Below are 12,584 nucleotides of genomic sequence, written 5' to 3'. Positions count from 1 at the left end.
TAACTACTACCATATTTTATGTTTATTAATTTTTTAATAAATAAAATTTCTTTCATTATTTATTATCTTTTATATTTTTTTGTTTTTTTTAATTTCTATGAATTATCATGAAATATTCACTTAAGCGTATTTTATAGAGGGAGGAAAGTTTATGAGTAAAATTGCATTTCAAGGTGGTTTGCTCATAGATGGAACAGGAAAAAATCCTGTTAAAGAATCTATATTACTAATTGAAGATAAAAAAATATTATATGCAGGTCCAAAAATATCTTTTGGGAATGATTATGAAATATTTAATATCGAAGATAAAATAATAATGCCAGGTATAATAGATACTCATCTTCATTTTAGTGGCAATAAAACTGATAATGATAGTGAATGGGTTTTAGAACCTGATATTCAAAAAACTATTGTAGCAGTGGCTCAAGCAAAAGAATCTTTGTATCATGGTTTAACCTCAGTAGGAGAAATTTCAAGATCTGGAATTCATATAAGAAATATGATAGAGGAAGGAATTATAGAAGGACCAAGAGTTGTTGCTACGGGTCTTGGTTTTTGTCGAACTTCTGGTCATGGTGACTCTCATGAATTACCCTTAAATTTAAATAAAAAATCACATCCTTGGGCGGAACAAGTAGATGGACCTTGGGATTTAAGAAAAGCTATAAGAAATAGGCTCAGAGAAAATCCTGATGCAATAAAAATTTGGTCTACAGGAGGAGGCATTTGGAGACATGATAAAAAAGCTGATCCTCATTATTGTATAGAAGAAATTACAGCCGTAGTTGATGAATGTAATATGGTAAATATTCCAGTATGGTCCCATGCTGAAGGATATGAAGGTGCTTTAAATTCATGTAAAGCAGGTGTATCTGTTATAATTCATGGTCAAGAATTAAATGAAGAATGTCTTGAAATAATGAAAGAAAAAGATATAACTTTTTGTCCTACTTTACAATTTTTTTATGAATGGTTTAAAGTTTATGAACCCCCTTATAGACCTATCCATGATCATTATGAAGGAAATACAATAGCTGAAAAAGAATTAAACAGAATTATAGATAATCTTCAAAATGCTAAGAAAAAAGGAATAAGAATAACAGTTGGTTCAGATTCATTTTGTAGTAGCTTAACACCTTATGGAAAATATGCCATAACTGAAATGTATGCACTAAATAAAGCCGGTTTTTCAGAAATGGAAGTTATAGTAGCTGCTACAAAAAATGGTGCTGAGATGTTAAATATAGACGATATAACAGGTACTTTAGAAAAAAACAAATATGCAGATTTAATAATTTTAAATTCAAATCCTTTAAAAAATATCAAAAACATTTCTGTTGAAAATATGCAAGTTATAATGAAAGAAGGAAAATTTATTAAAAATTCACTTTAAAAAAGTCGTACAAATGTACGACTTTTTTTATTTAAATATAGCAATCATATAAAAACATCTTACTATTTTTATTTAAATTGTTACTTTTATTGAAATCACTAAATACATTTATTTTTTTAAATCCAGCCTTAAATATTAATTCATCTAATTCTCCAAAATCATATAATTTCAAACGAAAATCCATTTCTTCTTTGGCCAATAGATTATTTTCATCATATAATTCATATATGCTTGGTGTAGATAATATTTTATTTTTTTCATCATAAAAACTTTTACTTTTAAAAACTAAATCATATCCTTCTTCTGTTTTCACACTATTATTTTCAAAATAATTTTGTTTATCATAAACTACATTTGCAGTTGTTTCAACAGCAAAAACAAAATTTCCTCCTTCATTCAAAGACTGTTTCATTTTAATAAGTAAATTTTCAACATTTTTTTCATCGAGAAATAAAGAAAATGATCCCGATGTAATAAAAATATAATCATATTTTTCTTTTGGTTGATAATTTTCCATGGAGCTCTTAAAGCTTTTTACATTTGGAACTTTTTTATATAATTCTTTTAACATTTCTTCGGACATATCAAATCCTGTAATATCAAAACCTTTTTCATAAAATGGCACAACAAATCTTCCACTTCCACAAAGAGGTTCTAATATTTTCTTATTTTGTTTTGCATAGCTCAAATAAAATTGCAATTCCTCTTCTTCTACATAAGGGTGCAATATTTCATACATTTTTGTACATAAATTTCCATAATAGTTAATCATTTAATGATATCCTTTCATCTATTATTTATTGAATGCAAAAAGCATCCCCATTTGTAAATTTATTCATATTAAATAAACAAAAAAGGATGCTTTTATTTGAAATTAATTTATTACTTTTATTTCATAAGTTAATTTTGCTGAAGCTTTAAATATTGCTGCTGCTCCACAATATTTTTCTTGAGAGAGTTTAACAGCTCTTTCAAGTTTATCTATAGGTAAATTATCTCCCTTAAACTCGTAGACCATATGAATAGTTTCGAATATTCCTGGATCCTCATCTCTTCTATCTGCATCTATTTTTATATTGAATTCTTCATATTCAACTTTCATCTTCTCAAGTATCATAGAAACATCTATTCCAGAACAACCTGCAAGTCCTGTCATAAGATATTCAAATGGTCTTGCTGCAGTATCTCCTCCACCTATTTCTTTTCCTGCATCAACATGTATATCATGTTCTGATGCCGTTCTTGAATAAAAATGTCTTGGTGATATTTCTTTAAATTCATAATATTTTTTCATATTATACCCCCTATACCTATTTTCAATCATATTATATCATAAAAATTTAAAAAATTAAAATATTTCAGTTTTAATGTTAACTATTAATGTTAAAAAGCTTTTAATAACTAAATAAAAGAAAAATGGTAAAATTATAATAAAAATGGAGGTGTAATATGAAAATATTAATATCTAATGATGATGGAATTATGGCACCCGGAATAAGAGTTTTAAAAGAATACTTAGAAAAAGAACATGATGTATATGTTGTTGCTCCTGATGTGGAGAGAAGTGCAACAGGTCACGCAATAACTATTAGAAATCCTCTTTGGGCAAAAAAAATAAGTTTTGGAAATAATTTTTTTGGTTTTGCGGTAAATGGTACTCCCGCTGATTGTGTAAAACTTGGATTACAAGCTATATATAAAGATATTGATTTTGATATAGTTATTAGTGGAATAAATAAAGGAGCTAACCTTGGTACAGATATATTATACTCCGGTACCGTATCAGCGGCACTCGAAGGAGCCTTAAGTGGAAAACCATCAATAGCAGTATCTTGTATCGATTTTAATCAACCAAATTTTGAAGATGCCGCTAAAATAATACTTGATATATTAAAAAAATTAGATCCTAAAGAAATTCCTGAATTTACAACATTGAACATAAATGTTCCTAATATACCCTATGATGAAATAAAAGGATTAAAAATTACAAGACAAAGTAAAAGAAGATATAATGATTATTTTGAAGAGAGAAAAGACCCTTATGGAAATTCATACTATTGGATGCTTGGAAAAGTAATTGAAGATGATGATGAAAATTATTCTGATTATTACTGTGCAAGAGATGGTTTTGTTTCTATTACTCCTATAACTGTATTTTTAACAAATACTGATTTCACAATTCCTTTAAAAAACATATTGGGGGTGAGATGATGAATTTTACTGTTAGAATAATAGGAGATCCAATTTTAAGAAAAACTACTAAAGATATAGAGAAATTTGATGATAGTTTAAAAGAATTAATACAAGATATGTTTGACGAAATGTATAAATCAGATGGAGTGGGACTTGCAGCACCTCAAGTAGGAATCTCAAGAAGTTTTTTTGTCATGGATGATGGAATTGAAAAGAGAGCAGTAATAAATCCTAAAATTCTAAATTTTTCTGAAGAAGAAATTATTTATGAAGAAGGATGTTTATCAATTCCTGAAATATTTGCTGAAATCTCAAGACCAAGAAAAATCTCTGTAGAATATCAAAATCCGGAAGGTAAAAAAATTAAAGAAGATTTAGATGAATATACTGCAAGAATATTTCAACATGAGTTCGATCATTTAAAAGGAAGACTTTTTACAGATAAGCTTTCAGTGGTATCAAAAGCAAGAATAAAAAAAGATCTTTTAAAATTAAATAAAGAAGGACAAAAAATATTTAAAGAGCATGGTGAATTAGAAATATGAAAAACAAAAAAATAGTTTTTATGGGAACTCCTGAATTTTCTTCTGAAATTTTAGAATATTTGTTAGAAAATAATGTTAATATAATTGGAGTTTTTTCTCAAGAAGATAAACCAAAAGGAAGAGGAAGAAAAATTCAACCAACTCCAGTAAAATTGATAGCTAATAAATTTAATATACCTGTATTCCAGCCTAAATCTATAAATATCGGTGAAGGATTTCAAAAATTAAAAGATTTAGATCCTGATATGATAATAACGGTGGCTTTTGGAAAAATATTAAAAAATCAAGTTATAAACCTCCCAAAATACGGTTGTTGGAATGTTCATACTTCATTATTACCAAATTATAGAGGAGCTGCTCCGATGCAAAGAGCTATTGAAAACGGTGAATCTGAAACTGGTATAAGTATATTTAAAATAGTAAGAGATTTAGATGCTGGACCTATAGCTTGTAAAAAAAATATAAGAATTGATTTGAATGATAATTTAGAAGATGTTTATAATTCATTACTATATACTTCAAAAGAATTATTATTAAATTTCTTATCCAATTATGAAAATATCAAGTTAGAATATCAAGATGATGAAAAAAGTTCATATGCTCATAAAATAAGTCCAGAAGACTTAAAAATATCTTTTAAAAATAATGTTTTCGATATTCATAATAAAATAAGAGCTTATGATCCATATCCAGGCGTAAAAGCTTTTATAAATGGTGAATCAGTAAAAATATTTGGTAGTTTTTTAAACCAAGATTATAAAAATATTAAAGATATTCCAGGAAAAATATTATCATCAGATGAATCTGGAATATCAGTATCTTGCAAAGATGGTTATTTAATAATAAAAAACATTCAATTTCCTGGTAAAAAGAAAATAACTTCAACCGATGCTTTAAATGGTCATAAAATAAAAATTGGAGATATATTTGAATAAAAAAACTTAAATTAAAAAATATATTCGTTTGATATGATACCTCCAAAGTAGACACGTAATTAGTAAAAATTACAAAACTGCTTTGGAGGTATTTTTCATTTTATATGTCAAATAATTTTTTTGCGTTTTGAAACACTATACTTTTTAATTCTTCAATATTAATATTTAAAACATCTGCAGCTTTTTCATATACATATGAAACCTTAAGTGGATCATTTCTTTTTCCTCTAAAAGGTTTGGGAGGTAAAAAAGGAGAATCTGTTTCGAAAAGTATTCTATCAATAGGAATATTTTTTATAGTTTCTCTCAACTCTTCATTTTTCGGATAAGTAATTGGACCATCAAACCCTAAATAATAACCAAGATTTAAAAATTTTTTAGCTATTTCATAATTTCCCGAAAAACAATGAACAACTCCCTTTAAATCTGAAAATTTAGATTTATTCAAAAAATCATACATTTCTTTATAAGCATCTCTAACATGAAATATAACAGGTATATCATAATTTTTAGCCAATTCAAGTTGCATTTCTAATGCTTTATATTGTTTATTTCTATCTGTATCCCAGTGAAAATCAAGTCCTATTTCACCTATTGCAATAACTTTTTCACAAGGCAAAAATAATTTCAACTGTTCAATACTGTCATAATTAAAATTTTCAGTTTCGGTAGGATGTACCCCTACTGTTATAAAACCATTTTTAAAGTTTTTTGAATATTGATAAAGATATTCAGAACTTTTCATATCGATAGCAACTTCTATGAAAAACTCTAATTCTTCTTCCATAATTTTTAAAAGATCCTCCCTATCTTCATCAAAATTTTCAAGTGTTACATGACAATGAGTATCTATAAACTTCAAAAAAAACACCTCCATTTATAATATAGATTATCAAAGTTATATTTTATTTATTTTAATGTTTTGAAAATCTTTATCTGATAAAATTAAGTTTGATATTTATAAAATATCAAAAATTAAAATTTTTTTAAATGAGGGGTGTACAAATGAAAAAAAATTTATTAATTTTCGCAATTGTTTTAATCTCTTTAATCTCGTTTTCAGAAGTATATGTTATCTTATATCATCGTTTTAATGATGATAGATATCCATCAACATCTACTTCAACAGAAGATATAGAAATGCATTTAAATTATTTTAAAGATAACAATTATAAAATGCTTACTCCAGAAGAGTTTCAAGATTATATTGATAAAAAAACAGATATTGAAAAAGGAGTATTGATAACCATAGATGATGGTTATAAAACTACTAAATACGCTTATGACTTATTTAAAAAATATAATATACCTTTTATGTTGTTTATAAATACTGACAATGTTGGTTATCCAGATTATTTAACTTGGGAACAATTATCTCAAATGAATAAAGATGATATTGTGACTCTTGGCTCACATTCTGCCAAACATGATAATTTTGTTTATATGTTAAAAACAAAAGGAAAAGAATTTACTTTAAAATTTTTTGAAGATGATTTAAAAAAATCTATAAAAACTTTTCAAGATAATATAAAATTCACTCCAAAACATTATGCTTATCCTTATGGATATTATACAACTGGAATGGATAAAATATTAGAAGAGAATGGTATATCTTATGCTTTTAGTATGGATTATGGACCATTTATACCAGAATATAGCAAATATTATATACCAAGAGAACCCTTAACAGAAGATTGGGCTTATAAACCTCATTTAAATTATGTTATGAATAGAAAAGCTTTAAAAGTAAAAGATATATATCCTGAAGAAATTCCTATTGATGAAGAATTTAAAATTTCTGCATCAGTTGATTTGAATTTTCATAATCCCATACTATATATATCTCAAGAAGGTATAATTCCTAATTATGTAAAAGATGATAATATATATTCAAAAGATTCTTATAAGATAAAAAAAGACAATAATAAAATAGCTTTATTTTTAAGAGATGAAAATAATATAGAACATGTTAAATATTGGCTTCTAAGACCTATTAAGGAGTTGAATTAATGAATATAAAAAATATATTAGCTTATGGAATCATAGGATTTGGAATTATTTTAATTGGATATTTTATAATAACTACACCTGCAAATATAATAATTCAAAATAATGAAGAACTTAAAAAAATTCCTGAAAATATTGAAAAAGAACTAAATAATAATTCAAAAATAATGATTGAAAAAGATAAAATCTCTTGGGAATATAAAAACTTTGAATCATGGAAAGATATAGAAAAATATTTTAATGATATCGATTATACTTTAAATACCAAAGAAATTCCTACATTAATAATTGAAAGTTTTCCAGAAAATTTTAAAAATATACCCGATGTAAACAAAAAGAAAGAGATGTTTGTTCAAATAGTTTTACCTATAATATTGAAAATAAATAAAGAAATTTCTTTTGAAAGAGATAAATTATTTTTTTATATAAAAAATGATATGAATGATGAAATAGAAATTTTAAAAGAAAAATATTCTGCAAAAAATATTGAAGATTTAAAAATAAAAATCAATACAATCCCAGTACATATAGCAATAGGTCAATCTGCTAAAGAATCTGGTTGGGGTAGTTCAAGATTTACCGTTGAGGGAAATAACATATTTGGCGAATGGACGTTTGAACCTGGTACTGGTATTGTTCCCTCTGGAAGACCCGAAGGAGCTACTTATGAAGTTAAAAAATTTGATAATATAGAACAATCTATGAAATCATATGCAGAAAAACTCAATACTTTAGATTATTATGAAGATTTTAGACTCATAAGATCTGGAAAAATTAAAGACAAAAGATATGAAGATGGACTTTTGTATTATTCACAACAAAGAGAATTATATGTATCTTCTTTAAAAAGTCTTATAGATTCTAATAACTTTGAAAAATATTCTGATTACTATTTAGAAGTACAGAATAATGAATAAATATGATAAAATTGAAATGAGGGAAAACATAATGAAAACACTCGTTTTTGATTTAGATGGCACTTTATTAAATAGCAATTCAGAAATAAGTAAAAAAAATATCGAAGCCATGAAAATGATTATACAATCAAAAAATCAATTAATCTTGGCAAGTGGTAGAATGCTTGTTTCTATGAAAAAAATAATAGATAAATACATACCATTTATAAAAGGTATTTCACCAATAATATCTTACAATGGTGCCTATATAATAGATGAAAAAGATAAATTAATTTATGAATCTATAATAGATAAACAGGTCGCTGTTGATTTGATAAACCATTTGAGAAACATAAAATCCCATAGACAAATATATGTAAAAGATGTACTGATAAGTGAAGAAGAAAATGATTTCATTGAATTTTATTCAAAACATGCAAATGTTGATTATAAAATAGTGAAAGATTTAAATGATTTCATTATGCAAAAAGACAATGATCCATTGAAGATCTTATGTATAGATGATGAATTAAAAATAAGAGAAATAGAAAATGAAATTCAAAATAAATTTTCAAACAATCTCAATATAGTTCTATCATTTAAAAACTTCTTAGATATTATGTCCAAAGAAGCCTCTAAAGGAAATGCCATCAAAAAAATATCTAAGATATATAATATAGATTTTGAACAATTATATGTTTTTGGAGATTCAAACAATGATATATCTATGTTTGAAATTACAAACAATTCTTTTACTTTGAATAATGCCAACAAAAATGTTAAAAGTGCTGCAAAGCATATTTTACCCTCAAATGATGAGGATGGTGTTTATTATGCAGTTAAAAAAATACTTAATGATGATAATAATTTTGATGATTGGATTGACCATCAAAGCTGATGAATTCGAACTAATAAATATTTATAAGGAAAATATAGGATTTATATATGATAAATTAGAACCCATAAAAAAATCAGAAGATCTAATATATGGTTATATTTTAAATTTAAAAGAAATAGATGATGATTTATCTTATCTTTCTCTTGGAAGTGTCAAAAATTATGATCTAATAGAAAAATTAAGTATCGATATTGGAATAAAAATAAAAAGTTATGGTTTTGATTTTATAATATTTGGAAATTTAGAAATACTCAAAAAAGATACTGAAAACCCTTTAAATTATATAGGAAAGTCTCCATATATAAATTCTGAAATAATGTATAGAATGATACGTGGATTCGAAACTTCTGGTTTATATCCAATTATAAATGTAGGGTCTAATGATGATAAATCATTTATAGATTCTTTATTACAAAAAACAGGTTCTTTTTTATCTTATTCTGATACTTTAAAAAATGTCGATATCTATAAATCAGATAATATATACACATTATTAAAAAACTATAATTTAAAACTACCTTGGACTTTGAATAATAATAATTTAGATGAATCATTATTAAATATTTATAAAAATTCAATAGTAATTAGTGGTCATTTAAAAGGTGAAGAAGAAATCTTATTGAATAAAATAAATAATTCAAATTATAAAAAAATAACTTATTTTTCTAATAAAGTAAAAGATTTAGCAGAAAAAACCCTTAGAGGGGAAATACTACCCACAGGAAATAAAAATTGGTAAATAAAATATTGGGGGCTGAAAAATGGAAAGCTTAGAATTAAACACTTCTGGTAAAATAGTTGTAAATGGACCGCAAACTGCCAAAGGTGATATATATATTTCTGGAAGTAAAAACGCTGTGTTACCTATAATGGCCGCATGTTTATTAACAGATGAAAAAATAACTCTTGATAATGTACCCGATCTTGCAGATGTTAGCACTATGATAGATATACTTGAAAGTGCTGGAAAAGTAGTAGATAGAATAGAAGATAAATTAATAATAACAAGTACATCACTCGAAGATTTTGAAATTCCTTATGAACCAGTAAGAAAAATGCGTGCTTCTTTTAATGTTTTTGGGCCATTAACTATAAAAATGAAAAAGGCAAAAGTAGCATTACCTGGAGGTTGTTCTATAGGAGTAAGACCTGTAAATTTTCATCTTGAAGGACTTAAAAAACTTGGTATAGAATCTAAAATTGAACATGGTTTTGCATTATCAAAATTCAATGGTGCTGAAAAGGAAGTAAATATATCTTTAAAATTTCCAAGTGTTGGAGCTACTGAACATATAATTACAACAGCAACTTTAATATATGGAACCAAAACAATTATAAGCAATTGTGCAATGGAACCTGAAATTTCTGATTTAATAGATTTTTTAAATGCAATGGGTGCAGATATAATTGGTAAAAATACTTCAACAATTACAATAAATGGAGTTGATAAACTTCACGGTTTGAATTATAGGGTTATTCCAGATAGAATAGAAGCTGGAACTTATGCCATAATGGGAGCTTTGATAGGAGATAATTTAACTATACATAATATTTGTTATGATGATTTAAGAATATTATTCTCAACATTTGATGATATAGGTATAAATTATGAATTAAACAAAGAAGAAAAAACATTAAAAATATCTAAAATAAAAAATAATAATTTAAATAATGTTATATTAAAAACAGAACCATATCCAGGATTCCCAACTGATCTACAACCACAAATTTCAGTATTATTATCTTTAATAAAAGGAAAGTCTACTATAACAGAAACTATTTTTAAAAGTCGTTTTAATCATATTGATGAATTAAATAGAATGGGAGCAAATATAAGACTCGAAGATAATACCGCCATAATAGATGGAGTTGATAAATTAACTGGTGCTCCGATTGAAGCAACAGATTTAAGAGCTTCTGCAGCACTTTTAATAGCTGGATTATTAGCTGAAGGAGAAACCATTATATCCAATGTAGATCATATATTTAGGGGTTATGAAAAATTAGAAGAAAAATTAAATAAAATGGGTCTAAAAATGACTTATATTGACTAAAAGACGGCCAAAGGCCGTCTTTTAATTATAAATATAAATATTTAAATAATTCAAAATATAAATACCAATTCACTTTATTATCCATTTCATAAAAATTTCTGAAATATCCATCCGCATATCTTCTATTTCTTGTATTAAAAATTTTTATACCCATTTTTATTCCATCATAAGAAAAATAATTATCAATTTCAAAAGAATTTATAAAGTTGAAACTATTATTAAAATCAAAATAATAATTAAATTCAGAATAAAAATTATCTTCAAATTTCATTTTAAATCCTGGATTTATCATAAAATTGAAATCATCCTCAGCTTTATCATAAAAATATTTAAAAATAAAGAAAATATTATTACCAAACCCTATTCTATAATTTTTCTTATAATTTAAACTATATAAATAATCTCCAGTTTCAAGGTTTATAATAAATTTATCCAATAAAAAATCATTCCATTTACCAGAAAAATAAAAAAAATCAATTCCTAAAGTTAATGAAGTAGCATCATTAGAACTTATCCCTTTAAAATCATATTCTTTTTTCATAAAATGGTCATAACCTTTAGTTGAAACACCAAATAATTGATTTCTTAAATATATATTTATATGTGGTGTTATTATAAAATTTTTTAAATTTATATTATTTCTATAATATGTATCACTAAAATAATATAAATCTACTTTTTTTAATTTTTGTTCATATGGAATTTTATAAATTAAAGTATCAATTTTATTTTTTTCTGAAGAATTGTTTTGTGATTCAAAATCTATTATTTCAAGATTATAATATCCATTTATCTCTTCATCTATATAAAGAATATCATAATCATATTTCCATTCAAAAGAATTTATAGTTTTAAATCCTTTTAAAAAACCATTTTTCCTACTTATATTAAAATCAAATTTAATATTTTTTTGATCTAATTTGATTTTTTCTTCCCTTACGCGATCATAATCATAGTAATATTTTATAAATGTTTTATCTTTTTGATTTTTTATTTCAATACCTTTTTTAAAATTTTCATAAGAATTTTCTTGAGATTTATTTTCAAATTTACTGACATATTCTTTCTCTTTATTAATATAAGCAATATTTATTTTGAGATAATTATTATTTTTAGTTGCATCATGAGTTATACCAAATTTATCATTTTTTAAAATTTTTTCATATTCAAAATCATAATTATAATTATTTTCTAATTTAATATCTTGAAGATATTTTCCATTCAAATCTTCATAGTATATAAATAAATCTTCTAAATATTTTTTCATGGGATAAATTCTAAATTGACTTTCATTAAATCCCAATTTCAAATTAGCAAACTCCGCCTCAAGCAATGTATAATCAAAAATACTATAATATTTTTCTTCTTCTGCCCTTTTATATTTTAACCCTAAATTTACAGTAAATGTTGGTTCAAATGTAAAAGGGATTCTTATTTCATTTGTAGTAAAATATATATCAAAGTTTGTCCATGCATCTATACCATCTGGATTTAAATAAAGTTTATATTTATTCATAAAATAAGAAGGATTTATATCATATGAAAAACAAAACATAAAAATACTTATAAAAAGAAATAAAAATATTATTCTTTTCAAATTTATCTCCCCATTTTTAATTTATAAAATAAAACCCGGCTAATAGCCGGGTATATTATATTAAAT

13 protein-coding genes are annotated in these 12,584 nt (G+C 24.8%); 9 read left to right on the top strand and 4 right to left on the bottom strand.

Annotation, left to right across the window (positions count from 1 at the left end; translation table 11 throughout):
- The first annotated feature begins 151 nt into the window (after window positions 1-151).
- The gene (locus C7380_RS03620) at window positions 152-1,393 is read left to right on the top strand and encodes a metal-dependent hydrolase family protein (RefSeq protein ID WP_109604123.1); all 1,242 of its coding nucleotides are present in this window, start codon (window positions 152-154) and stop codon (window positions 1,391-1,393) included.
- Between the two features lie 31 nt (window positions 1,394-1,424).
- Here the strand turns inward: C7380_RS03620 and C7380_RS03615 are convergent, their stop codons facing one another.
- Both C7380_RS03615 and C7380_RS03610 read right to left on the bottom strand, forming a co-directional pair.
- Complete coding sequence (locus C7380_RS03615) at window positions 1,425-2,165, bottom strand: class I SAM-dependent methyltransferase (RefSeq protein ID WP_109604122.1); 741 nt, start codon at window positions 2,163-2,165, stop codon at window positions 1,425-1,427.
- Between the two features lie 102 nt (window positions 2,166-2,267).
- On the bottom strand, window positions 2,268-2,687 hold the full coding sequence (locus C7380_RS03610) for an OsmC family protein (protein WP_109604121.1): 420 nt from the start codon (window positions 2,685-2,687) through the stop codon (window positions 2,268-2,270).
- A 155-nt stretch (window positions 2,688-2,842) separates the two neighbouring features.
- Between C7380_RS03610 and surE the strand changes: the two genes are divergently transcribed.
- From surE to fmt, 3 genes are read left to right on the top strand one after another with little or no spacing between them, the layout of a single operon-like run.
- Window positions 2,843-3,604 (top strand): 5'/3'-nucleotidase SurE, encoded by a 762-nt coding sequence (gene surE / locus C7380_RS03605; protein ID WP_109604120.1) that lies wholly within the window; start codon window positions 2,843-2,845, stop codon window positions 3,602-3,604.
- The gene (gene def / locus C7380_RS03600) at window positions 3,604-4,131 is read left to right on the top strand and encodes a peptide deformylase (protein ID WP_109604119.1); all 528 of its coding nucleotides are present in this window, start codon (window positions 3,604-3,606) and stop codon (window positions 4,129-4,131) included. Before surE ends, def begins: the two co-directional genes overlap by 1 nt.
- A complete protein-coding gene (fmt, locus tag C7380_RS03595; protein WP_109604118.1) occupies window positions 4,128-5,066 on the top strand; it encodes a methionyl-tRNA formyltransferase in 939 nt (312 codons plus the stop codon). Before def ends, fmt begins: the two co-directional genes overlap by 4 nt.
- A 100-nt stretch (window positions 5,067-5,166) precedes the next feature.
- On the opposite strand, the gene C7380_RS03590 is transcribed toward fmt, so the two are convergent.
- Window positions 5,167-5,928 (bottom strand): TatD family hydrolase, encoded by a 762-nt coding sequence (locus C7380_RS03590; RefSeq protein WP_109604117.1) that lies wholly within the window; start codon window positions 5,926-5,928, stop codon window positions 5,167-5,169.
- Window positions 5,929-6,071: 143 nt separating this feature from the next.
- On the opposite strand from C7380_RS03590, the gene C7380_RS03585 reads away from it, so the two are divergent.
- From C7380_RS03585 to murA, 5 genes are read left to right on the top strand one after another with little or no spacing between them, the layout of a single operon-like run.
- The gene (locus C7380_RS03585; protein WP_158274765.1) at window positions 6,072-7,076 is read left to right on the top strand and encodes a polysaccharide deacetylase family protein; all 1,005 of its coding nucleotides are present in this window, start codon (window positions 6,072-6,074) and stop codon (window positions 7,074-7,076) included.
- Complete coding sequence (locus C7380_RS03580) at window positions 7,076-7,990, top strand: glucosaminidase domain-containing protein (RefSeq protein ID WP_109604115.1); 915 nt, start codon at window positions 7,076-7,078, stop codon at window positions 7,988-7,990. The genes C7380_RS03585 and C7380_RS03580 overlap by 1 nt, the downstream gene beginning before the upstream one ends.
- Window positions 7,983-8,867, top strand: a complete 885-nt coding sequence (locus C7380_RS03575) for an HAD family hydrolase (protein ID WP_109604114.1) — start codon at window positions 7,983-7,985, stop codon at window positions 8,865-8,867. Before C7380_RS03580 ends, C7380_RS03575 begins: the two co-directional genes overlap by 8 nt.
- The gene (locus C7380_RS03570; RefSeq protein ID WP_109604113.1) at window positions 8,803-9,606 is read left to right on the top strand and encodes a hypothetical protein; all 804 of its coding nucleotides are present in this window, start codon (window positions 8,803-8,805) and stop codon (window positions 9,604-9,606) included. The genes C7380_RS03575 and C7380_RS03570 overlap by 65 nt, the downstream gene beginning before the upstream one ends.
- 22 nt (window positions 9,607-9,628) lie before the next feature.
- Window positions 9,629-10,921: a UDP-N-acetylglucosamine 1-carboxyvinyltransferase gene (murA, locus tag C7380_RS03565; protein WP_109604112.1), complete on the top strand. Its 1,293-nt coding sequence runs from the start codon at window positions 9,629-9,631 to the stop codon at window positions 10,919-10,921.
- A 25-nt stretch (window positions 10,922-10,946) separates the two neighbouring features.
- Here the strand turns inward: murA and C7380_RS03560 are convergent, their stop codons facing one another.
- A complete protein-coding gene (locus C7380_RS03560; RefSeq protein ID WP_109604111.1) occupies window positions 10,947-12,518 on the bottom strand; it encodes a hypothetical protein in 1,572 nt (523 codons plus the stop codon).
- Between the last annotated feature and the right edge of the window lie 66 nt (window positions 12,519-12,584).

The sequence above is a fragment of the Oceanotoga teriensis genome (assembly GCF_003148465.1).
Taxonomy (GTDB): Bacteria; Thermotogota; Thermotogae; order Petrotogales; family Petrotogaceae; genus Oceanotoga; species Oceanotoga teriensis.
Note: the sequence above shows the minus strand (reverse complement) of the source record. Positions and strands in the feature narration are given on the sequence as shown.

What these genes read in the sequence shown, in the direction of transcription:
- C7380_RS03620 (WP_109604123.1), top strand. Translation starts at nt 152, where the DNA reads ATGAGTAAAATTGCATTTCAAGGTGGTTTGCTCATAGATGGAACAGGA.
- C7380_RS03615 (WP_109604122.1), bottom strand. Translation starts at nt 2,165, where the DNA reads ATGATTAACTATTATGGAAATTTATGTACAAAAATGTATGAAATATTG.
- C7380_RS03610 (WP_109604121.1), bottom strand. Translation starts at nt 2,687, where the DNA reads ATGAAAAAATATTATGAATTTAAAGAAATATCACCAAGACATTTTTAT.
- surE (WP_109604120.1), top strand. Translation starts at nt 2,843, where the DNA reads ATGAAAATATTAATATCTAATGATGATGGAATTATGGCACCCGGAATA.
- def (WP_109604119.1), top strand. Translation starts at nt 3,604, where the DNA reads ATGAATTTTACTGTTAGAATAATAGGAGATCCAATTTTAAGAAAAACT.
- fmt (WP_109604118.1), top strand. Translation starts at nt 4,128, where the DNA reads ATGAAAAACAAAAAAATAGTTTTTATGGGAACTCCTGAATTTTCTTCT.
- C7380_RS03585 (WP_158274765.1), top strand. Translation starts at nt 6,072, where the DNA reads ATGAAAAAAAATTTATTAATTTTCGCAATTGTTTTAATCTCTTTAATC.
- C7380_RS03580 (WP_109604115.1), top strand. Translation starts at nt 7,076, where the DNA reads ATGAATATAAAAAATATATTAGCTTATGGAATCATAGGATTTGGAATT.
- C7380_RS03575 (WP_109604114.1), top strand. Translation starts at nt 7,983, where the DNA reads ATGAATAAATATGATAAAATTGAAATGAGGGAAAACATAATGAAAACA.
- C7380_RS03570 (WP_109604113.1), top strand. Translation starts at nt 8,803, where the DNA reads ATGCAGTTAAAAAAATACTTAATGATGATAATAATTTTGATGATTGGA.
- murA (WP_109604112.1), top strand. Translation starts at nt 9,629, where the DNA reads ATGGAAAGCTTAGAATTAAACACTTCTGGTAAAATAGTTGTAAATGGA.